Consider the following 25,168-nt stretch of genomic DNA (forward strand, 5'->3'; position numbering starts at 1 on the left):
TCAGGGAATGTGCGGGTAGTGGATGCGGTCGTCGTCGGACAACTCGGTGATGCGGAGTTCGCCCGCTCCCCCGCAGATCGGGCACGCGCGTGATCCCTGGCAGGTGCGGCAGCGGTGGCGGCCGGTGGCGGTGGGCGCCTTGGTCCAGCCGGTGCCGTGGCAGGTGGGGCACAGGCCCTGGCCGTCGCATTCGTAGCAGAGGACGGCGCCGTCGCTGACGGTGTCCTGGGTGACGGCCGGGGCGGGACGGGCGGCGGGTGGATCCGGCTGGTAGAGCTGGATGTTGGGAGTTTCGCCGAGCAGGACGATGCCGCCGTAGCCGTCCTCGATGCGGGCTTGCAAACAGTAGCCCTCGCGATCGCCGCGGACGACGACCACGGTCGGGGCCTGCGGATCACGCTGGACGTGCACGGCCCAGCCCGCGGTGTGCAGCACCTGGGCGGCGCGGTCGGCACGGGACGGATCCGGCGGGCCGGACAGGTTGGCCAGGGCCTCGAACCGGTGGCGGGGCGGATCGGCCCAGTCCACCTGGCTGGGATGTTTCGGGACGACCACGTACGGCGCCGACCCGGGCACGAGCTGGGCGCCGAACCAGCGCATCTGGCCGCGGAGGAACTCGGCGGAGCGGTCCAGCCACTCGCGCACGCCCTCGATCTCCGCCATTACCGCGCACCACCTTCGCGATCAGCCGTTGCCGGACGGTAACCGGCGGGCTTGTACACGATCACCATACGGTCGGTGGGCTGCGGCGGCGAATACTTGGCCATGGCGTCCGGGTTGAGCACATTGCTGGCGCCGGTGTCGATGGTGAACAGGTATTCGTCGCTGCCGTCGCCCGCGAACTCGGTGTGCTCGATCACCTCGAAGGCGGCCGCGGCCGAGGGCGGCAGCACGCGGCTGATGGCGAGCATGAGCTTGTCGCCCTGGATATGCCCGCGGTCGCCGGGTTCGCCACCTTCCACCAGTTCCGACTTCATGTCCCACTGGATCTCGATGTGCGCGCCGGGCACCAGGGTGTGCGGCAATTGCCGGGCCAGGGTGTCGTAGTCGGTGTCACCGTAGTGGGCGCTGACGTTGTTGATGTAGTAGCGCGCCACGCCACCGTTGCCGCCGATATTGAGCACCGCGCCGTGCAGCAGGAAGTCGGCCCACACCATGAGCGATCCCGGGCGGGTCAGCGGACCGGCGTCGAGGATGCCGAGGTTGCGGCGGCGCTGGCCGGCGTCGGCGTAATCCATGGGGAGTTCGGTTTGCAGGATCAGGCCGCGACCGGAGGTGTCCTGCGCGGGCGTCAATTCGACGGCGAACCCGCCGCGCCCGACACCCACATCCACGGTATGGCCGCCCTCGACCGCCGCGGGCACCGACGGGCGCGGCACGAACCGCACTGGATGGCTCTGCTCGGCGGGCAGTCGATACTGCGCGCGCGGACGCGAGAGCACGTCGATCGAGGACCGGCCGTTGGCCTCGTCATGGATCACCACGACGTATTCGATGTCCAAGCCTGCCATTTCGGCACCCCGGTTGGCTCGGTCCATGGCGTGGAAGAAGTCGAGCATGGACATGGTCTGCCCGCCCGGATGAACGGCGGTGGTCGGGAAGTACACCTGACCGGTGGACCGATCGAGCAGGCCGCCGACCCGGTCGGGCATCTGGGTGTAGGCGCGGGCCGCCTGGCGCATCCGGTCGAAGTCGATGGCCTGATTGATCTGCTGCATGTGGCCCGGGGTGTGCTGCACCTCGGTGATCGCGGCGTCCAGTGCGGCCGCCCGCCAACCCGGCGGCATCGGATCGTTGAAGGCGCGTTTGATCGGAGCCAGGGCGGCGACCAGGTCGTCGGCGCTGAACAGTTCGGCCGCTTCGAGCTGTTTGCGGATGGTGCTGACGTCGCGGTTGGCGAAGATCGGCTCGAACAGGCGGCGGCACTGCTCCTCGCGCATCCGGGCATTGAGCGAAAGCCCCTCCGCCATCAGCACTTCGGAGGCGTGCTCGCCGGTCAGGAAGCGCGCCAGCTGGCCGAGGTGGGTGAGCGCGGCCTCCTGGAACGCGGGGTCGGTCAGTGTCTTGCCGAAGACGGGCCGGGAGGCGACGGCGCCACCGTATTCCAGCCCGATCCGGCGCGCGAGCTCCGGATCGTGGGCGGCAAGCGCTTGCGCCGCCGGACCGACCGAATCCGCGTCCATGCCCAGGTGCGCGATCAGGTCGTCGAAGTCGGCCCGGATCTCGGGGGTCAGCTTGCTGCGGGCGGGGTCGAAGATCGACTGATCCAGCTGGGTGGCGAGCACTTTCAGTTCCGCGAAGCGCGGACCGGGGTGCTGGAATTCGGGGTCGGTCAGCTGCCGGATGCGGGTGAGCATGTACGCGACGGCACGCGGCACGTCCCGGGTGCGCAGCCGGTCGGACAGGATGATGTCGAACGCGGCGCCGCCGGGACGCAGCTGGAAGCTTCCGACCTCGTCGCCGATGGTGCTGTCGACCTGCACGTGGACGGTGCGGCCGTCGGGCAGCATGAAGTGACCGTCGCGGTGCCAGCCGGTCTCGGGGGGCATGATCGCCCGGAGCATGTTCTGCACCGCCTGCCGGGCCACCGTGGTGGTCAGCAGGCCGTCGTCGACGGTGCGGCCGTTCCCGTCGAAGTTGCCTACGCCCTCGATGGTTTCGCCGAAGCCGTCCGGTAGGGCAACGGTCTGCGGTTGCGACGGCTGGAGGTATTCCGGCCCGTCGTCATGGGACTCGGAAACCTCCGGACCCTCGACCTCCCGGCCCGGTACGACCGCTTCCGGCAGCGACGGATCGTCACCGAGATACTCCGGCCCCTCGACCTCCCGGCCCGGCACGACCGCTTCCGGCAGCGACGGATCGTCACCGAGATACTCCGGCCCCTCGGCGGTGGGCACGATCTGCGTCGGCGTCGCCGGATTCCGCCCACCGAGACTCGATTCGCTCGCCTCGGCGGACGGCCCCGACACCTGCTGGTTCGTGGATACCTCGGACTCGGCGCCGCGCGGCTGCTCGATGCCGATCATGGTCGGCGCCTGGTCGAGCGGCTCCGTGACGGCGGGGCTTGTGTCGATCATGGTCGGCTCGTGCGGCACCGCGGGCGTGACCGACCTGGGCGGAGTGGAGGTGCCAGGTGTGGGAATCGCGGTGATCGTCTCGGCTCCCGCGACCGACCCGGCCACCTCGCCGACCCCGAGCTTGTGCGCGATCCGGGCCAGATAGGTCGCTACGGTGTGCTCGGAAATCTCCAGCGCCGCGGCGATCTCGGTGTTCGACCGCCCCGCGGTACGCAGCGTGTACACCTCGGTCTCCCGTGGGCTCAACGCGGTACGCCCCTCGCCGGACTGCGGCCGGAGGGCGAACTCGGCGTCCATGGGGAGGATGCCCGCCCGCAGCGCGGTCGCCACCATGCCAGCCCGGCTGCTGATGCCCAGCACGCGGCCGATCCGGACCAGGTGGTTCTTCACCACGGACTCGGTGGTGCCCATGGCCAGCCCGGCCTCCTTGTTCGACCAGCCGTCCGCGACCAGAGCCAGGACCTCGAGCTGGACGTCGTCCAGCGCGTCCGGGTGCAGCCCGCCCTCGAGCTTCATGTCGACATCCGGATCCGAGAACGGCAGGATGCCGCCGCGCACGCCGATCGCCGCCATCGCGGCCCGGTCGCCGGTGCCGAGCTTGATGGCGATGCTGGTCAGGTGGCTGTGCACCGTGTAGTCCGCGAGCGTCAACCGCTCCGCGATCTGCTTGTTGGTCAGGCCCGCCGCCACCAGATCCAGCACTTCGACCTCCCGCGGGGTGAGATCGCGATGGGTGATCAGCGCATCGGGGTGGGCCTCCGTATCGGCGGCGTGCTCGGTGCTCGGCAGCAGCGCTTTTCCATTGGCGCCGTAGGCGATTGCGGAGACCTTGCGGGACCCGGGCGTGACCTTGCCGGGCACGTACTCGCGCCACGCGCCGTCGTCGATATTGGGATCGCTGACCATGACCTGCCCGTCGACCAGCCGCCACAGGGTCAGGTGCGCGACATTCATGCCGCCGATCGAGTACTCCTCGACCACCAGCATCGCGGTGGCCGGGTCGTCCCGGTCGGTCAGGCGCGCGGCGATCGCGTCCCGGGAATCGGCGGGTCGCATCCGGCCGTGCGCGTACTGCTCCTCGACCTCGAGCGCGGTCCGACCGGATAGTTTCGCCTCGGTGGGCACGGTGACATCCAGCCCGACCGCGCGGCCGGTGCGCATGGTTTGCCGGACGCAGTCCTCAGCAGGGCGTGGATTCGGCAGCGGCGCACCGGCTTCGGGCAGGTAGAAGCCCGTCCCGCCATCCGAAGTGTCCGAGGCCGCGCGCTGGCCGGGTATCCGGCCGCTCGTCTCCGGACCGGCGGTCGGGGCACCCGGACGGCGGATTCGCTCGGCGAAACGCCGCAGGAAGCCCCGCTTCGCCGCCGGGCTCGCGGATTCCGCCGAGCGGCTCTCGCTCTCGGCCCGCGGTTCCCCAGCCGCGGTGGGTGTGCTGTCGATCTCCGGCTTCGGGGTGTGCAGCTCGACGAGCGCGGCCGGGGCGAGCGGCGCGATCCGGGCCGACCCGTCCAGCAGCAGCTGGGCGATACGCTCGGCCAACTGGTCAGGGCTGGTGCCGGTCATCCCCTGGAACCACTTGGACAGCACATCCGCGGGATGACCGGCGTGATTCGGCGGCGCGACCCGCCAGGCGCCCGCGCCGTCGGCGTGCGACCGCAGCGTGAAGGACGCCACTCCGATGGGCAGGTCCGTGTCGACGAACTTGCCTGCGGGCCGGTCGCCGAAATCCCGGATCGGGAGCGGGATCTGGCGAGTGACCAGCCGGTGGCCGACCGCCGCCGGATGCGGCTCGGTGATCGACGGGTCCGCTTGCACCATCCGGAAGCCGACGTGCTCGAACCCGTGGGTCACCCGGGCATGGGCGGTACCCGCGGCGATGAAGGCCTCCGGCCCGAGCAGCTCGAGCCATTGCCGGATATCGAGATCGAAGGTGAAGTCCGGATCCACTTCGCTGCGCAGCCGATAGCGCAGATAGTGATCCAGCAGCATCGGCGCGACCTCGTCGTAACGCGGCGCGCGGAACATGCCTTCGGCGTCGTCTTGCGGCATGTCCGCGACGACGACCTCGCCGTCGGGTCCCCTCGTAACCGACAGGTATTCGAGTTCGTGCGATCCCCGCCACAGCACGCCGTCGAAATCGGGCTGCTCCAGCTCGAGATCACGCAGCAAGCCGACGTGCTCGCCCGGTTCGGCGAGCGCCAGCAATCGTGGCTTGTCGCTGCCCGGATGCGGCGGGAGCAGGGCGAGCCGATCCGCGAGCGGGCCCTCGTCGACAACCCGTTGCGCGCCCGGGTTTTCGGCCAGCACGCGATCCAGCTCCCGGCCGAAGACACCGGAGTCGAGACCGGTTGTCTCCAGCTCGGAGGCGGTGGCCGCCTCGATCGCGGCCTCCAGGGCGTCGAGCGTGGGTTGAGCGGCCGCGTCCTCCTCGATGTCCCACGGCAGCCGCCGGTTCAGGTCCTCGCTGGCGAAACGGGCGAGATCCAGGGCGATCTGGGCGTCCGCCAGACCGGTCTCGGCCAGATAGGCGCGCACCGCAGCGAGCCGATCCGCCGCGCTGTCCTCGGCGGCCAGGTAGGCCTGCTCGGCCGGGCCGAGCGGTACGAACACGCCCTGCGCGCGCTGGGCGCGCAGCTCCTGGATCGCCTCGACGAAGCGGGCGGCGTACCGGTCCAGCAGCGCGTCCGTGTGCTCCGCGGGGGTGGCGGTTTCCGGTGCGGGCGTGTCCGCCGTCTGCGGAATGGCGTGCGCGCGATCCCATTCCGAACCGAAGAAGTTTTCCAGGTCGACGCCGTCGACAACCGGGCCGAGCGTCGCCAGCTGCTCCCGAACGGTCCGGGCCGCGAACCGGTAAGCCACCGCGTGCATCGCCGCCAGCGGCACCTGGTTGTCGTTGCGGAGGCCGTCGTACTTCGACTCCACCGAATAGACGTTGCGCAGCAGGTTTTCGGCGCGGTCGTAGGCGGCGTGGTAGGCCTGCGCCAGCGGGCTGCCGGTGTAGCGGTTGTACCCGTGCATTTCGCGGCGGTGGTGGAACCGGCGGGCCTGGGCCTCGGCGCGCAGGTCAAGCATCGCCGTGACGTAGTCGGCGCGGCCTTCGGTCAGCAGGACCAGCGGGTCGCTTCCCGCGCGCGTCGCTTGCGCCAGGTGCGCCGCGACGACCAACTGCTCGGCGTTGGAGATGGAGCCGCGGCCGAAGGGCAGCACCAGAGTGTTGGTGACGGCGTCGTAGCCCGATTCGCGGGTGAAGTTCTCGCGACCGACGTCGGTCGTTCCGATCTGGTCGAAGCCGAACCGGATCCGCACGCCGAGGCGCTCCAGGGTCCGCATTGCCCAGCGACCGGTCTCGGTCGACTGCAATTCGGCTCGGACGCTGATCATTTCGCGGTTCGCCGTGCGCTCCAGCGACGGCAGCACGGCCCGGTCGGCGATCTCCAGATCAGGCGCGACCGCGGCCTCTCGGCGTGGGCGCCCGTTGATGTCATCGATGGCGCGGCCCACCGCCACGGCGCGCGCGTGCGCCGCCTGCCACAGTTCGGTGAGCTCGACCAGCGCGCCCATCTGCTCCCGGCTGTGCGTGGGCCACATGCGGACCTCGGAACGCCGGAAGTGATCGGACATCACGTCGAGCACGTAGTGCAGTCGCGCCACCCGATTCGTGGTGTCGGGCATCGCGGCGACCTTGCTCGCGGTCATCGCGTGCACCTGGTCTTGGACCTGATCCCAAGCCGTCTCGAGCGCGTCGATCTCCCGTTGCAGCGCCGCGGTGATCCGCATCAGGCGCTGCCGCTCGCGCACCTGCCGCTCCGTCAGCTCGAGCCCGCGGCCCATGTCCTGGCGGCTCTCCCATTGGCTCTCGAGGGTTTCGCGCAGATCCGTCGCGGTGCTGAACTCCGCGCTCTTCAGCAGCGCCTCGACCCCGGCCACCCGCCGGGCGCGGCTCGCCAGCGCGTCATCGGTGCCCGGCGCCACCTGCGCGCTGTCGTAGGCGGCGAAGTAGCGGGCGAACAGGTTCTGCTGGAACGCCAGGTCGGCTGGATCGACGCCGAGCAGGTCTGTGCGCGCGAAACCGGCGTCCTGCACCTGTTGATCGAACTCGGCCTGCCAGGCGATCGCGGTGGCCTCCGCGCGCAGCCACGGCTCCACGAAGGCGTCCCGGTCCATATCGCGGATCAGCATGGGTTCGGTTTCCACCGCGTCGGCCGCGACGGCCTGCATCCGGGCCGCGTGCGCGATCACCTGCTCCGCCACTGCGATAAGGCCTCGGCCGGTGGTGTCGATGGTGATCTGGCGGATGCGGCCGTGGAAGTGATCACGGTCGCCGAACTGGACGTTGGCTTCGGCGTTGTGCAGGATCGCCATGGCCTCCTGGCCGATGGCGGTGCGGAACAGCAGTTCCCACACCGGGTGGGTGGCGTCACCGGGCAGGCCGACGACCGTCGGACCCAGCAGCGGGTCGGGCGGCTGCGCGGCCAGCTCGATCCTCCGGGTCCGCGGCTCGTCGGCGAAAGGGTCGTCCGGGTCCGGTTGAGCGCCGGCCTGATCCGACGCGGGCGCGCCGATCAGCAGGTTGTCCTCGGGCAGCGGGGCGGCGCGATCGCCGACGTTCTGGACGACTCGGCCGTTGCGCCAGACGACCGCGCGGGTGGCGGCGGTCTCCGCGCGGGAGCCGCCGGTCAGCTCGACCAGCGAGACCCGGTCGCCCGCGGCGGTCCGGAACCAGGCCAGTCCGTCGCCGTCCGGCTTGCCCTCGTAGGTGACGCGCTGTCCGTCGACCTCGAAAACATTGTCGCCCAGGTACTTCACCGTGTAGGCGTGCGCACCGATTCCGGTCTGCTGGTCCGCGGTGTGGCGCTGGTCGAGCACCCAGGCCATCGCCCCCGGCCCCGCCTGGTGGATCAGGCCTTCGACGAGGTTCGCGTGCGCCTCGTGCGGCCCGGCGGTATCGAACCCTTCCGGCCGCGCCCCACGCAGCAGCGCCCGCACGTCCCGCCACCGCCGCCCGAACGGACTCCGGGTTTCCGGATCCGGCCGCCCCGCGACATCGCCCTGATCCGCGACCACCCGTCCCAGCGACCGGTCGACGCAGTCGGCGATCGGCAGCGTCGCGGTGTCCGCTTCGGAGGGAACCGGCTGCGTCGCGACGACATCCGGCTCGCTGAACCCGTGCGCGCTGTCGCCGATCTGCCCGACGGCCGCGGGCGCCGGGTTCCGGACCGGCAGTCCGGACAGACGCGGATCGTGCGCTGCGCCGTCCCAGCCGCGAAGCCCCTTGGCGGCCTGTGCGATGTCCGCACCCGTGCCATTCGCCGCGGCAGTGGCGCCGATCGCACCGCCGATCCCGGCCGCGTGCGCGGCATTCCAATCCAGAGCGCTGTCGCCCGTGCGCTGCGGTGCGGACCTGGCGCGCGACAGATCCAGGCTGATCGGAGCCACCTCGGCGGTGCCCGTGGCGAGGTTCTTGTCGTAGTGGACAGCGTGGTCGGCTACCGGAGCGAGGGTGGCGGGAGCGTTGGCCGCGGCGGGGTGGTTGGCGAGCACCTCGGCGACGGCGTGCAGGATGCGGGCCGACTCGGGGTTCGGCATCAGGGCGGCGAGTGCTCGCAGGCGTTGCGGGGCAACGATTTCGGCGAGCCGGTCGGCGTCGGCCGCCTGGTCGAACGGTGTGCCGTGCGCCTCCCACAGCAGGTGTTCGTGCAGAGTCAGCTCCAGGACACCCGCGTGGTCGCCTTGGTTGGGCACCCGGACGGGCATCAGGATCTGCGCGTGCTCGCCCTGGGGCAACATCAGCTGGAAGGCCTGCCACAGGGTGCGCAGTTCGGCGTCCGAAGCGAGGGCCTGCGGGTGGGTCTGTCCCCAGTCGGTCAGCGTCGTGGCGACGATCTGGTTGGCGCCCAGCGGCGGCGCGAGTTCGACAATGCCGTGCGCGTTGTACCCGCGCGCCATGAGCAGCCACTTCAGCGCGTAGGCGGCCTCGGCGTAGGCGGCGCGGGCGGCGCTCGGGTCGGCCGCGGGTTCGGCGGTCGCGGATTCCAGGGTGGCTTCGGCGGTGTTGGGCACCAGGGCCGCGGTGAGAATCGCGTTGCCGCGCACTACGAATCGACCGTGCATCTCGGTCAGCGGCAGGCCGTCTCTACCGGTGGCCTCCACCATCAGCTGCACGTGGAACGTACCGGCCTCGATGTCGAAAGTGACCAGCGAGCCCTGGAAGACGTGTTTCAGGCGCAGACTCCGGTCACCGGTCGCGGTGTACCAGGCCTTGAAGATGCTCTCCTTGATCGAGAACAGCACCTTGTCCCAGGCCACGCCGCTGTCCGGTAGAAAGTCCAATTGCTCCTGCGCCCAGAGCAATTCCTCGACCCGGCCCGTGCTGTACATGATCTGCCGGACGGACCGGTTGTCTTCGGCGTCGATGCCGACTGCCCGGAACTGCTCGGCGTCGGCCACCACCGCGGCGTAGTAGTTGAGCTGGGTGGCCCGGTCGATCATCTTGTTGGTGAGGCTGCCGACCAGCCCCTCCGGGAACACCGGTTCGCCGAGCGGGCCGCGCGGAATCTCGACCTCCCCGTGGCCGCGCTCCGCCAGCGCACGCCGGGCGGCGGTGCGCGTGTTCGCCTTTTCCTGCACCCAGGACGGCGGCGACGTCTCCTTCAGGAGGACGGCGGCCTCCCCTGGCAGCAGGGTCGCGGTCGGATCGTCGCCGACGATCTCGTAGGTGGACAGCTCGGGCAGCAGCTGACCGATGAGCGAACCCGGCGCCTTGCGGAGTCCGTCGACGATCCCATCCTGATCGACCTGGGCGTCGGCCGACTCGTAGGCCCGGTTCTTGCTGGCGTCGACACCGAGGTCGGCGGCGTCGAAGATGTCCTTCGGGGTGAGGCCGGGCAGGATCTCGGTGACCCCGACGTGCAGGCCCATGCCGCGGTAGGCCGCGTCACCCGGGTGCTTCGGGTGCTCGATCACGTCCAGGCCGTGCTCGGCGGTGTAGGCGGCGACCCGGGCGTCGATTTCGGCGAGGATGCCGGTCAGTGTTTCCTGATCGATGCCGATGACGACGGCGGACAGTTCGTCACCGCCGGTGCGCATCGGCACGACGACGCCGCCCGCCGCGTCGAGGGCGTAACGGAACGCCTCGGCGATGCCGCGGAAGTGCACGTTGGCGGCCTCGGCCCGGTTGTTCATCGCCGCGTTGAGGCCGCTGAGGTTGGCGATATCGGCGGACAGGTAGAACGCGGGCGCGCCGGTTTCGGCGACGAACCGCTGCGCGCGCACCACCTCGGCGGTCTTCACGCCGGAGAGCCGGGCGTCGTAGAAGTCGGTGACCTCGTCCCGGGCGACCGGGCGATACATCGCCTCCGCCACGAGTTCGGGGGTCAACTCACCCAGGGCGTGCAAACCCTCCGCGAAGGCGAAGCGGCGCAGTTCGTCCGGCGACGGGTATCCGGCGAGCGCGGCGAGGTTGCGGTTCAGTCCGCCGAGGGCGAGTCCTCGCGGCGCCGCTTCCGGTCCGCTCGCAGTGCCGCTTTGGCCGCCGCTACCTTCTCCGCCAGTTCGCGTTCCAGTTCCTGGATCCGTCGCGCCCGCTGTTCCGGATCCAGCCCGGTCAGCCCCAGTCGCTCGTCGCGGCTCTCCTGCGACATCGGTCCTCCCGTTCTTGCTGTCGTCGACGCCGAGGTCGGCGGCGTCGAAGATGTCCTTGGGGGTCAAGCCGGGCACGATCTCGGTGAACCCGACGTGCAGGCCGACACCGCGATAGGCCGGGTCACCCGGATGCTTCGGGTGCTCGATCTCGCTGAGCCGCTCCTGCCGAGCATAGGCAGTGACGCGTCGATTCACCTCGGCGACGATCTCGGTCAGGGTCCGCTCGTCGATGCCGAGCACGATCGCGCCGACCTCGTCGCCGCCGGTGCGCATCGGGATCACCACGCCGCCGGAGTCCTCCAGCGCGGTACGGAACGCGGTGGCGATGCCGTGATAGTGCGCGTTCGCCACCTCGGCCTGGTTGTTGCAGAACGCGTTGAGGCCGCTCAGGTTGGCCACGTCCGCCGAGACGAAGAACGCGGAAGCGCCGGTGTACGCGACGAAGTTCTGCGCCCGCAGCACCTCCGCCGTCTTCAGCCCGGACACCCGCGCGTCGTAGAACTCGGTGACCGCGTCCCGCCCGACCCGCTCGTACAGCGCGTCGGCCACGGACTCCGGGGAGGAGAGGTCCGTTTCGCGGACCTTCTGCTCGAATTCGGCGCGGTGCACGTCGTCCGGGGAGGGGTAGTCCGGGGCGGGGTCGACGCCTTGGTCGCCGGTGTCGGCTTCCGGGGTTGCGGGCGTATCACCCTGCGGCGCAGTCGGATCGGTCGGCTCGGCCGGATCGGTGCCAGGATCGGGGTCGGTGCCGGGATCCGGGTCGCTGTCGGCCATCGAGCGGATGAACCAGATCGACTTGCCGCGACCGTCCGCGAGCGGCGCGTAGTCCCAGGCGTCGGTTTGAGTGTGCAGGATCTGGATTCCGCGACCGCGTTCGTCGTAGGCCGCGGCGTCCTGCTTCTCGGCTTCGGCGGCTGCCAGCTTGTCCAGATCCAGATTCGCGAAGGCGTTCTCGTCGACACCATCCAAGAACGCGTCGAAATCGTCACCCTGCAACAGCTCCGGCTCGGCCGCCTTCTCCGCCAGGCGGCGCTCCTCCGCCGCCGCCACCCGTCCCTCCATCAGGTTGGCGTTCTCGCGGATCGGTCCACTCGGTGGGTGGCTCGCGACATTGTCGATGCTTTGCACTACGAGTTGCCCGGCACCGGGCAGTACGCGCATCGTGACCCGCACCGGACCGGTGCTGTGCTCCAGGGAGTTCGCGACCGCCTCGCTGGTCGCCAGCCACACCATTTGGAGGTGCACGGGTGCGTCGGCGCTCCAGCCGATTGCCGCTAGCTGATCCCGCAGCCAGCGCCTCGCGATTCCCGCAGGACGGACCCGCTCGCTCTTGGCGTGGTCGTGTTCGTAGAGGTCGTCGGGGCGCTGGGTATCCGTAACCTCCTCGCCCACAGTCGTTTCCGCATAGTGCCCGGGGTGCCCCTCGAACACCGCACCGGACTGGGCGAGCCATGGCAGGAGCACCGATTCGTGCATTTCGACGAACGCGTCGGCGAGCCGGATCGGAACCGAACCCGGCTGGAAAGCCGGGTCCTTGGTGTCGACGCCCGCGTAACCCAGCTCGAGATCCCGGTACCGCATCGTGGCGCCGTTCGCGTCACGGGTGAATTCCAGCGTGACCCGGCCCGAGCCACCCTGCGCGAGGTCGAGCGCCAACGTCACAGACAGCGTGTCGACCGGCCCGTCCACGGTGGCGGCGTGCCGCATGTCCACGCTCTCGACGCGCGTCGCGAAATGCGTTCCGGCGCCCGCCAACTGGGCCGCGTGCCGGCCTCCGCCGTCGAGGAGCTCGCCGACCGAGATGGTCGAGACGCCGTCGAGCCACACGCTCACCGGCTCGGAATCCACTGCAGCGGAGGAGTTCTCGTCGAGCTCGTCGCTGTCGGTGGGCGGCATCGGCACGGCAGGCGAATTCGGCGGGACGTCGGGAACCGGTCTCGGCCGCGGCCCATCGGACTCCGTGCCGCCACCGTCCCATGGCACACCCCAGTGATCGAGCCACGAGGTGAATCGCTGGTGGAACGCCTCCAAGACCGCGCCGGTCCGCTCGGGCTCTCGACCCAGTTGGACATCGGTGTACCGCGCGGTCATGGTGTCGCCGTCCGAGGAGACGGTCACCGTGATCCGCCCCGGCTCGCCGCGGACCGGGTGCAGGTCCAAGGTCATTTCGAACCCGCCGGGCACCGGTGACGTGGAATGCACCGACACCCAGAAGAAGTCGCCGTAGCCGCCGAACAGGCGACTCGGTTCGTGCTGGACCAGATACGTGACGTCGGCCAGGGATGGAATCGCGGCGCCGTCCGCCCAGACCACACCCTGGTTCTCCAGCACCGTGGAGCCGCCCGGGTAGTTCCAGAAGGGCACCGTCCGCAGATCGACACCCATGCGGTGCAGCTCGAAGCGAAGCTGCGCCACGAATTTCGGGTCGTAGTTCGACTCGTGGAACACCAAGCTGAACGGCACGATCGAGACGAGCCGTCCCTCGACGATCTCCGCGACACCGTAAGCGCCAGCGCCCTGCTCGGGATCCTCGTACGAGTCGTACGCGTCCGAGTGCGTACCGTCCGGCGTAGTGCGGAAGTCACCGGGGGCAGTGCCGATGACGAACGGATCGCCGCCCTCACTGCGCGTGTTGTACAGCCGACCGTCCGAGTCACGGAACAGGCCGTCGGAGTCGACGGCGAGCTTCACGACCGTCGCATCGCCGATCGCGTCGTGCTCGCTCGGCAGCGCCTTCTCGTACTCGGGCTTGCTCGGCGCGACGATATCGGAGTCTCGAACGGGCGGTTCCGACAGCCGGTCGTCGGCGCGCGAGTCCGGGGAACTCACGTCCTCCGTCGACTGCTCTCCGACCGTCGTTTCCGCACCGCCGCCGGGATTCCCTGCGAAGTCGACACCCCGCGCCGCCAGCCAGGGCACTACCACCGATTCGTGCGCGTCGACCAGCGCCTGGTCTGCACCAGGGCTCGGATCCAAGTCGCCGTCGCCGAGATCTATCTCCGAATACCGTGCCACGACCGCGTCGCCGTCCACCGCGAGCAGCAGCGTCACCCTGCCTGGCCGCCCATCCGCCGAGGTGAGCGCCAGCGTTATCGACAGGCCCTCGTCGGTCATGCTGATCGCGGCGGGTCGCAGGGCGAAGCCGGCTCTGTCGGCACGCAAGGCCGTGAGCGCCGAGACGCCCGCCTCCTCCAGCACCGCCCGCGGCGTCGGCCCGGAATCACGCGCGCCGATTCTGGTGTGCGGACGATCCACGCCCGCACGGGGCGACGGCTGCTGTCCTTCTTCGAGTGGGGTTTCGAAACCGTTGTCGTTCCTGACGATTCCGTACACACCCGCGACATCCGGGTGCTCTTGGCCGAATTCGAATTCGTAGTCCGAGACCACGCCGTCGACCTTCTCGTGCACCATCACCGCGCCGGAGGGCCCGCGGTGCAGCACCATCACGTGCGCGCCCACCGGATCACCGGCGGCGAGCCTGCTGGAGTATTCGACCACCACGTTCACCACCGCGCCGGTGTCGCGCACGAGCGCGGCGGCCTCGTCCAGCGAGGTGAAACCGCCCCGGTGCCAGTCGCCGCCCATGTGCTGGGCGAAGACATCCGGATCCGTGCCGGCGAGCGCGGTTTCCGCGTCGTCCGGCAGGGTGCGAATGGTGGAGTCGCCGGTCAGCTGCCGGGTGAAACGCTGGGCTTCCGGGGCGCAGTTCTTCGGGGCTGTATCGGACGGGCGACTGTCCTCCCGCGGTGCGGCCTGCGCTACGAAATCCGTCGTCCCGGTGATCGCGCCGGGCTCGGCGACCCCGCGCGACGCCGTATCCGGAAGCGAACGGTTCTCCGGTGGGCGTGCGCCCGCCGATGCGTTGTCGGCGAAGGTGTTCCGCTGCGTCCCGGACCGGATACCGAGCCGCTCGGCGGCATCGATGACGCGTTGCGCCGTTTCGGGACGTATCGCTGGATCATTCGCCAACGCACGCTTCACCGTGCTCAGACTCAGCCCGGTAGCACCTGCGACGTCTCCCAGGGTGGCCCGGCGGCCAGTGGTCGTCGGAAGATGCAGGTCGCGCAGATACTGCGGTAGGTGCTGTGTGAGGGCACCGAGAGCACGGCGCTCCAGGTTGGCGATGGCACGTTCGGTGCGCCCCATCTGCTGCGCGACCGCCTTGATCGACTTGCCCTGGACGAAACGCAGGTCCAGACACTGCCTTTGGTCCTCGGCCAGCTGAGCCATCGCGTCGGACAGAGTGCCGCTGCGTTGCGCCGCGACGAATATCGGTGGGACAGTGCCGTCGCCGGGCCCGGCGGTTGTGGATCCCGAAGCCGGTGCCACCTGCGAGGCGGGCTGCCGCCGCGATGCCGCGGACTGGTCCTCTTCGACGTTCGGCTGCCGGATGGCGTCGCGGATGGAGTTGCTCCATTCGGTGCCGAGATCATCGATGAGCAGCGTCGCCATTCGCGCGTAGGCGCGACGTTGCAGATTCTGGATCGCGGACGTGGACTTCCCGAGCGCAGCGCCGATGGCCACGTGTTTGCGACCCTCGAGGAGACGCAGTGTGATGAACCGCTGCTCGAGCTCGGTGAGCCCGGAGAGGTTGCGCCGCAGAGCTTCCCGCGGAGCGGCCGAAACCAGTGCGGCGCATTCCGGATCGGTCGGAACAGGGCGCCCGGTCAACTCGCCGGCCAATTTCCGCACGGCTTCACCGAAGATGTTGTCGACGGACTTCACGGTCAGTGGGTGCATCGCCTCAGCCGCTTCGGCACGCGTCATGCCCTGGACTATCCGCAGTCGCACAACGCGCTTTTCGTTGGCATCGAGCACCCGCATCGCCCGGGACAGCGCTTTCTTGTCAGTCCGCTGGGTCTCCTGTACCAGCTTCAAAGCGTTGCCCGGTTTTCCGGACGGTATCGGGTCGGGGCCGCCGGACAGCATGTCGGCAAGCTTCGGAACGGCCCGGTACTGCGTAGTCCACAACGCGGCCTGTTTACGCCCGGTCAGCGCGGCGATCTCAGGGATGCTCAGGCCCTGTCCGAACCGCAGCTCGACGAATTCCCTCGCCGCGGGCGACAGCTTCGCCGCCGCTGCCAGCACGGCATCTCGGTTCGCCGGGTCTCTGACCAACCGCATCGCGGGGCTGCTGTCGACGGAGCCCGGCTCCGCGGTCGTCGTGGTCTCGGCTCGTTCATCGGCTTCCGCCACGTCGACGGTCGAATCGGCTGCGGTGACGCTTTCCGGTGCGCCGTTGACGAGCCAGTCCGCCAGTTGCCGCGCGGCGTGGTTGCGCTGCTGGCGTACGCCGCTCTCAGTGCTATCGATCCGAGCGGCGATCTCCGCGAGCGTGTCACCTTGCAGCACACCCTCGATGACAAGCCGTCGATTCGCGGTGAGATGTCCGAGCAGCGGCTCCAGCGCGGCGTGATCTGCCTCTAGCACCGCCGCCAAAGCCTCGTCCACGGTCAGCGGTACCGCGCTGTCCGACAGTAGGTTCGCCAGCTGGTCGGCAGCTCGTTTGCGTGCTTTGCGCACCGCGTTCTCGCTGCGATGCAGTTCGGCGGCGATCTGTTCCGTCGTTTTGCCCCGCAGAGCCAATTCGATCACCGCACGGCGAGCGACCGGAATTCTGGCCAGGTGCCGAGCGAACTCGTCGTTGCGCTCGTGGTACGCGTCCTCGACAGCGTCCCAGTTCGGGTCGGCGTCCGGACGCGGGACGCCGGTGAGCGCATCCGACAACCGCTCCACGGCCCGCTTTCTGATACGCGAGAGCTCTGCCGGTTCCCGGCCCATCTCGGCTGCAACCGCGGGCCACTCGCGCGATTGCAGGACCCGCAGCTCGGCGAACTGGCGTTGCGCCGGGGACAGTTTCGCGATCGCTCGCTCCAACGTCCGCCGATTCCTCGGCTCCTGCGCGGCGCGCAGCAAGCGCGATTCCGGATTGTTCCGCTCCTCGAGCGCGGCGGCGATGGACTGGGCAAGATCCCGGATCGCCCGCTTCTCCGTAACGCGGGCGTCCGCCCTTGCCCGCTCGGAGTTCAGGTTCATGGCGGCGCATGCGTCTTCGAAGGACATCGCGTCGCGTACTCGCAGCATCAACCACCGGCGCTGGTCCCGGCGCAGCCCCTCCAGCCCTGCCTGTACGTCGGAACGGCTCGCCGTAGCCAACGCCTGACTCTCCGGACCGTTCTCCGACAGGTGCGGCGCGACCGCGTGCAATTGGTCGCGCAGCCGCTGCCGGAAGCCATCGAACCAGAAGTCCGGGAAGAACGCGCGCAGCACGTCGCGCGCGACATTGCCCGCGCCCCTGAGCTTCCCGCCGGTCGGCGCGGTGCTGTCCCCCTGCTGATCCAGCGGGCCGGGACGGCGCCGGTCCAGTGGGTCGTACTGCGCGAAATCCTCGGCGACCCGCATGCCTTGGTCGGCGAGGACGCGCAGCGCGTCGTCGTTGACCGCCGCCGCGGGTTGGTAGTGCCCGCTGCTGTCGGTCATGGCGGTCAGGCGGCCCGCGTCGACCCGGATCCCGCCGACACCGGCGACCGGGCGCCCGGACAGGAACGACGAGTGGCGCATCGGCTTGTCGATCAGCCCGGTCTCGGCGTAGAGATTGCCAGCAGGGTCGAGAGCGAACATCACCGAGCGGCCGCCGGTGTCGAAAAGCTGACCGTCGTGGGCGCGGTAGAGCCTGCCATCCGGTCCGATGACGATGCGCTGCGTCGCCAACTCCGCCTCGGACAGGTAGTGCACGACCGGATCACCCCAGTCGTTGCGGCGCAGCTCCTCGCCCACATAACCACGCTTCAACTCAACGGTGGGCAGGTTGTCACCGGTCAGCGGAGCCGGGATCTCGTCCGCCGCGAGCACAGCGCCGACGGTGTCGTTCGATGGCGTCGCCGCACGGCCTGGAGCCCGGTGCGCTTGCACTTCGTGCGGGCCTTCCGGGTCGAAGGCGAAGAACGTGCCAGGGTCGCGGCGGGTCCGCGGCTTCCGAGCCGGACTGTCCGTTACATCGGCGCCGGTAATCGGCGTCGCCGATTGTTGCTGCGGTGCAGGCACTTTTGGAGCTTGGTTCGGCAAGGTCTCGTTGGCGGCGTCCGCCTGTGCTGGGATCGTGGTCTCAGCGTTCCCGAGCAGGCTGTTGTAGTGCTCGGCGGCCTCCAGAACCCCGGCGTGGTTCAGCCAGTCGGTATACAGCTCGAGCGTCTCCGGGGTGGTGTCCGGGTCGCCGGACAGGTCCCGCTGCTCCAGTACGGTTTCCAGCTCGGCGACCGAGGTGTCCAGCGCCTGCGCCAGCGCCTCGGCGAGGCGCGCGCATTCGGCGCGCAGCTCGGCCAGTCGTGGAGCGCCCGCGGTCAGCACGGCCGGATCGAGGGAGAGCAGACCGGCCATCTCGGCCAGATTCTCGCGCGCCGCCGCCAGCGTGGTGTCCGGGTCCGGCTCGGTCTGCGGAGTCGGCGGCAGGATCTCGGCACACAGGTCCACGAACGCGGCCAGTTCGGGTGAGCCGATCGCCGCCGCGACACGACGCAGCTCGGCTACCGGATCCATGTCACTGTGCGCGGAGTAGCCGCCCAGCTCGTCCAGCGCGAGCAGCTCGGCCAGCTCCTGCTGCAACGCGGCATTGGTGTCCCGTAGACGCTGCGCGGCAGCCGCGTCGACCGACCCCGTCTGAAGTTCCTGGACCTGAAGCAGCTGGGTGGCGTTGTCCCAAGTCATACGCCGACCGATCCACCGCCGCAACTCCGGCAACCGACCGGCGCCCACCGCCCGCTGCCATGCCGCGGCGTCCAGGGCGCGCAACTGTCCCTGGACGACATCGAGGGCTTGGCGCAGCAGCCCGGGCCGCTGCATCAGTTCCGGGTCGACCCCCAGGGCTTCGGCCAGATCTCGCTGTGCGGGCGTCAGATCGCTAGCGGCCGAGTCCGGTTCGTCGCCCGGATCAGGCAAGCCGGTTTCGGGCGGTTCGACAGTGGCAGGAGTCTCGGCGCCGATGGTGTCCCGGAAGATCTCCGCGAGTCGCTCGACGAGATTCGCACCCGCGCGGGCCGCGCCGCGGCGAGTCTTCTCCACCCACTGCACGGCATTGTTGGCCGCGGGGCCGTCGATCATTTTCCGCCCGGCCTTGGTTTGCAGGAAGGCGTCGACTTCCGGACCGGCCAGCCGCTCGGCGTCGGCCCGTGGCATGCCGAGTCGGGTGAATTCCTCGATCTTCGCTGCCAGGGCATCGCGCCGGACACTTGCCGACGGCGTTTCCTGATATTCGCGATATTTCCGCAGGACAAGCGCTTTCGCTTGCTCCGCGACCACCGGATCGCCGTGCTGGGTGATTTCGTCCAGCAGTTTGCGCAGGGCCTTCGGCAGCTCGAGCTCGGGCGGGGTCGTCCGCGCGTCGGCGAGGAACTGGGTGAGTTCCTTCTCGACCCACTGCTTGGTGCGGTCCGCGGCGTCCCGGCCGATGCGGTCCAGCGACCGCTCGCTGACGAGGTGCTCGTCGGCGAACCGCAGAGCCTCCGACTCCGCCTCGGCCTCGGCCTTCTTCGCCTGGAGCTGGTTCGTCTTGTTGTTCACGAACTCTCGATGGGCGCGTACCGCCCGCTCCTGTCGATACTCCCGATAGCGCTCGACCACAGCGTCTTTCACACTGTCGGCGAAATCCGGGTCGGTGGCGGCGCCGTCGATCCGGTCCAGGATCGTATACAGCAGGTCGGGTAGTTCGGTATCCGGCAGCGGCGGAATCGAGGGCTGCTCGGGGCTGCTCGAATCCGACCGGATCCGGGTGTTCGCGTGATCGACAACCTCGACGCGATGGTCCTCGAGGACGTGGCCGTTCTCGTCCTCGATGCGAATGGCTTCGATTCCGGCCTTCTCCGTCGGCGCGATGCCGTCCAGGAAGTGCCACACCACCTTTGGCGGCTTCCCGTCGACCCACAGGGCCCGATTCAGGTACGCGATTTGCAGCTGTCGCCGCACCTGCGCTTCGGTTCCCGACTTCATTTGCCGGTCCTGGGTGACCGCTCGCTGCCGGGTCTTCACCTCGTTCCAGGTGGCGCCGCGGTCGGTGACGACATCGACTTCGCCATCGATCGCACCCCCGATCGGCAGGTCCGCGTCGATCAGCATTCCGACGCGGACCACGCCGTCCAGCCGCGACGCCACCGTGAATTCACCGAGGAGCCCGCGCACGCTGACATCGAAGCCGTGCAGGAACGACGAGTCGTCCATACGGGTGACCGGTCCGCCGGTCAGCGTCTTGCCCTCGAAGTAGTGGCCTGCCCACTCGGCCAGCTGGTTGCGCATCCCCGTGATGGTCGCCTGCCAGTGACCGGCACCGTTTTCACGCAGGTCGGGTTTGGCTGCCAGCAGCGTATCGAGGGCTTGCTGCGCCTGGGCCACGCGGTCGAGCAGGGCTTCGATCCGGTCGATGAACACGCGCTGCTCGGCGGGCAACTCCGGATCGATATCGGAATCGATCCCTCGCAGTGCTAGGTCGATTCGGATGAGCCGAGCGCAGAAGTCGCCGCCCGCTCGTCGGGCGCCGGCTCGGACCTGGTCGACCCAGTGGGCAGTGTTGTTCGCGGCTTGCCGACTGATGCCCTGCTCCGCTCGCGTGCCCGCTACGGGCTCGCCGGCCTGCCGCGCGGCCTCTTCGACTTGCTGGCGGTGCACGTGGTATTGGCGGCGCACGAAGTCCTTGGCTCGTTCGGCAGCTCGGGGATCCGTTGCGGCGGCATCTATCTGAGCCAGCACACTGCGCAGCGCCGTCGGCAGTTGCCCGTCTGTCCGTCCGGCCGCCGCGGCATCGCCTTCGGAGGAACTCGGCGTGTCCGTGCCAAAGGAGACGTCGTCGGCCGGCGGTGCCGCGTTCGGATCGGCGAACTCCCGGGACAGCTCGATTGCCTGGCCGTCTTTGTACACCGTGGCCCAGAGGGCGACGGTTTGGTCGGTGCTGCCGCCGGTGAGGTGGGCCAGCGATACCTCGGTGGGGGCGGTGGAGGTGCCGCTGGTGAGTTGGCGGGTGCCGGTGGGTGCGGGAGCTCGGAACCATTCGCGGCCGTTCGGATCGACCCGGTTCAGGATGATCTTTTGCCCGTTGAGTTCGAAAGTGTGGGTGCCATCCGAGTTTTCACCGATGTAGGTGAGGGCGGCGGCATGGCCCATGGCGCCGTGGCGGTCGGCGGTCGCGCGCTGTTCGAAGAGGTAGGCGGTGGTGCCGGGGCCGGAGTCGAGCAGGCCGCGGACGAGGCGGGCGTGGGCGGTGGAGTCGGCGTCGGCGACGAAGCCCTGCACCGGTGCGCCGTTGAGCTTGGGGACGATATCGCTCCACAGCACACCCGCCAGCGACGGCTCGAGCAGATCGGCGTCGGTGACGGTGGTGCCCTGCGCCTGGTTGACGAACCGCGCGGCGACCCGCACGCAGTCGTTGTCGTGCTGGTCGAGGTAGTACCGGGTACGCGGGAAGGCGCCGTCGCCGTCGACTTCGACGGTGACCGACAGCACCTGTTCGCCTGCCCTGCCGGTGACGCGCGCCGAGACGTGCACGCCGCCGCGTGCCAGATCGTGGTCGTTGGTCGTGAAGGACCGGGTGGCGCGGTGGACGATGTCCTTCACCTCGGCGAGCGCCTGGTCGACCTTGGCCGCGGGCCAGCCGCCCATGACGGCCCGCAGCCTGCTGTCCACCCCGTCCAGGCCCTGCACGCCGTAGTACAGCGGGAGCGCGAACTGGCGGGTGCGCGCCGGATCGTTGACGTTCGGGTCCACCCCGGGAGTGAAGTCGAGCGGGTTCGCGCGGCGGCCGGTGAGGCGCTGCCACAGCGTGCGCTTGCCGGGCAGATGCGGACGGTTTGCGTCCCAGTCGTATCCCGCCGCCTTGGCGGCCGCGTGCGCCTGATGCCCGGTCGCCTTCGGATTGCGCGCCAGGAACTCCGCTTCGAACAGCGCGCCCTCGAGGGCGATGATGTCCTCGCGTACCGGGTGTCCGGCGATCAACCGGTTCCACATACGGACGACGTCGGCGATTCGGTTGACCTCGGAATTGCGCAACAGGTAGTCGCGCGCCCGGTTCAGGTTCCGCACCACCTCGTCGGGGGTGCGGGTGTTGCCCGCGTGATCACGCAGCCAGGTCGAGCCGTCGGACCGCTTGGGCATGTGCGTGCCCTTGGGGTCGCGCACCCACGCCTTGCCCGGACCGCGCACCCAGCGCTTGGGGTCGCCGCCGGAGTAGGTGTCGGGGTTCGAGAGCGCGTTGTTGGCGATCTGCGCGAGCAGGCTGTCGTGCTCGTGCACGCGGTTGTGTTCGAAGTCCGCGTAGGCGGCGTCGGTCTCCTGCTGAATCCGCTGGCGCTCAGCGTCATTGGCGCGCCACTCGTCGGCGAGCGACTCCGGGATGTCGACGCTCTCGCCGGTGAACGGATAGACCACCGTGCCGTCCAGCCGCCGCTGCTCGGAGTTCAGCGCGACCGGCGCCAGCTCGTCGCGGTGCAGCGACTGCGGGTCTGGCTGGCCGTCGTTGAACCAGGCGTAGGTGCGGGTGCCGCGCACCACCGGGATCAGATGGATCCACTTGCCGTCGCGCACAGCCGGAATCCATTGCGTCACATCGGCCATCGCCTGAGCGACGTGCCGATGCCGGTTCACGAAGTCCACCGACAGCGGCAGCTGCACCGACTGTCCGTGCGCCGTGTTGGCGGGCAGCCATTGCGTGGCGCGCAGGACGGTTCTACCGATCCACGGACGGTTCTGGATCAGGTTCCGCGTCCACGGATGCGTCGGAATCCGCTGGAGGATACCGATGACCAGGATGCGGGCGTGGAACATGTTGAGGCCGACATCCGAGCTCCACGCGTTCACGCCCTCGGGAACGTTGTAGATCGTCGGCGAGAACGGCGGATTCTGCGGGAACAGGAACCCTGGAACCTCACCCGGCTCGAACTCGTGCAGCCCGGCCATGATCTTGTCGAAGGTCGGGACCATAGAGACCTTGAACAGGAACGGCGGCTGCGGGTCGGTCCACTTCTCCTTCTCCCACTTGCGCGGGTGCTTGGCCGGATCCCAGGAACCGGCCCGCGCGGTGAGTTCGGCGTCGGTGGACGCCAACGCCACCGACTGCTGGTAGGCGCCGTCGGCGTCGACCTCGACCCGACGGAACTGCACGCTCACCGGGATATCCGCCGAATTCGCCATGCCGAGGATCAGATTCAGGTCGGTCATCGGCGGAAGCGCCGCGTGCAGGGCTTGGCGGTAGCTATTGACGTCGGTGTCGGTGCCGACGACCACCGTCTCGGTGTCGACGGCCGTGGGACGCAGGGACGGCCGGACACCCACCCGCTCGGAGACCGGCAGGAGCCCGAGATCGTCCAGCGCGTCGAGCGCGGCCCGCCGCTCGGCGAGCTGCCCGTCGAGATGCTCGGTGAGCCGGACCTGTTCGGCTTCCGCCTCCTTGATCCGGTTGATCAGCGCGCGCAGCTGCTGGATCCGCTGGGCGCCCGGCTCCAGCTGTCCCTGGTATTCCGGGTCCAGCTGGTTGTCGTCGTCGATCTGGAAGACGTCGGCCAGCGCGTTGCGCGACCGGGTGCCCGCCAGGATCTCCTGGGTCAGTGCGGCGCGCAGCTCGATCAGCGGGCCGGGCGGGGTCTTTTCCAGCAGTACCGCGTGCGCGGACTCGAGCTGCGCCAGCGCGTGCCGGGCGTCGCGCAGTTTCAGGCGCAGCGCCTTCAGATCCGCCTGCTTGGCCCGCGAGGCGGCACGCGTGTCGACACCCTCCGCTTCGAGATCGAGAATCGCCCGGCGCAGCGTCGCCACCGCGTTCTCACCACGGGTGATCTGCTCCTCGAGGGTGCGCTGCGCCTGCTGGGCCATGTCCACCCGATCGCGCAGCGCGAACGCCGCGCTCAGGTTGTCGACCAGCTCCAGATCCGTGCGGAACTGTGCCGTCTGGGTGTCGTCACCGATCGCATCGGTCAGCTGCTGTTGCAGGTCGGCGACCTCGGCCGCCAACTCCGCCTGGCGCGCCCGCGTCTCCTGCTCGGACCGGGACAGCGCCTCTCGGTGCGCCCGCACGGCGGCGGCGCGCGCCGCTTCGGCCTCGGCCTTGGCGAGTTCCGCTGTCTCGGTGAGCTGTTCGGCCCGGGTGGACAGGACCTGCGCGTCCCCGCTGCGACCGTCCTCTAGTGCCTCCAGCGCTCGGGCCGCCACCCGCATCGATTCGGCTCGGGCAGCGGTCTCGCGGGCCAGCGCGTCGGACATCTCGGCGCGCACCGCGGCGATCTGGGTGGGAGGCGGCGCGTGCGCGGGCGGCTGACGGTGCGCGGGGACCGGCGAGTTCTGGTCCGGCGTCTGACCGATCCGCAGATCGGCGTCGGGCTGCGCGGCCGCGCGATCGCCCACGTTCTCGACGACTTCGCCGTCGCGCCAGACCACCGCCCAGGTCCTCCCGGTTTCCTCGGGGGTCGCATGGGTCAGATCCAGCAGCGTGACGCTGTCACCGGCCGGAGTGGTGAACCAGGCCACGCCGTGATCGTCGGTGTGCTGGTAGGTGACCGGAGCGCCGTCGACCTCGAAGTTGTTCTCGCCCAGGTACTTCACCGTGTAGGAGTGCGCGCCCACGCCGTAGCGGTCCTCGGTCGTGCGCTGATCGAGCACCCAGGCGATCGACCCGGGCCCGGCGCGATGCATCAGACCGTCGATCAGGTTGGCATGCGCCGACATGCCAGGGTGATCGAAGCCCTCGGCCACGGCGCCGCGCAAGCTCGGCTGAGCACCGGACCACGAGATACCCGACAGATTGCGGGGATCCAGCGGGGGCACGGTGACGACGTTCGGCCGCTCCGGGGTGTTCTGGTCGTCGGCCACCCGCGTCATCGAATCCACGAAGCAGGTGTTGATGCCGGTGTTGTACTCGCTGAGCGCCGGGTTGGTGAGCACCCGCAGCGCGGGGTAGTCCCGGCCGAGCAGCGGCAGCAGGAAACCGCCGAGGCGCATGGCGATATTGGAGCCCGAGCTGTGGCCCTTCGTCGGAATCTCGCGCTCGTCGAAGGACTGCTGGAGCTGGTCGATCGGTTCGACGGCTTGGCCGTCCGGCTTGATTCCGACGAAGCCCGGGCACACGCCGTTGCGGGTGTCGCGGCGAATCTCCATGGTTTCGCCGGTGATTCGCACCTTGGTGATCTTCTGGTTCGGGATATCGAACTCGATGGCGAACTGCGGTGGGTTCCGCGGCGCGGTGAACTTGCCCAGAGTGCTGAAGGTGACACCGGCCATCACGCTGAACTGGCTGGTGAACTGGAACAAGGCGTGCTGAATGCTCGCCCAAGACCAACCCGCGATCACATCCGCGTGCTCGGAAAGACTTGTCAGGAAGCCGCGCAGCACCAGCGCGATGCTCTCCATATTGGTCGCCGCGCTGAGCACCGTCTTGTCGCCCTGCGCGTTGTACACACCGATCGAATGCGCGGGCAGATCCAGCT

At 69.4% G+C, this 25,168-nt stretch carries 2 protein-coding genes (1 of these 2 cut by a window edge); both read right to left on the bottom strand.

The annotated features are described in order from the left end of the window. Complete coding sequence (locus tag ABZV58_RS11865) at nt 1-663, bottom strand: hypothetical protein (RefSeq protein ID WP_355000132.1); 663 nt, start codon at nt 661-663, stop codon at nt 1-3. Next, nucleotides 663-25,168, bottom strand: the 3' portion of a protein-coding gene (locus ABZV58_RS11870) for a sigma factor-like helix-turn-helix DNA-binding protein (protein ID WP_355000133.1). The gene runs 16,573 nt beyond the window's last position; the window shows 24,506 of its 41,079 coding nt (coding positions 16,574-41,079); its start codon lies beyond the right edge, outside the window — the gene reads right to left on this strand; the stop codon is at nt 663-665. Before ABZV58_RS11870 ends, ABZV58_RS11865 begins: the two co-directional genes overlap by 1 nt.

Source organism: Nocardia sp. NPDC004654 (genome assembly GCF_040609595.1).
Classification (GTDB): Bacteria; Actinomycetota; Actinomycetes; order Mycobacteriales; family Mycobacteriaceae; genus Nocardia.

What these genes read in the sequence shown, in the direction of transcription:
- ABZV58_RS11865 (WP_355000132.1), bottom strand. Translation starts at nt 663, where the DNA reads ATGGCGGAGATCGAGGGCGTGCGCGAGTGGCTGGACCGCTCCGCCGAG.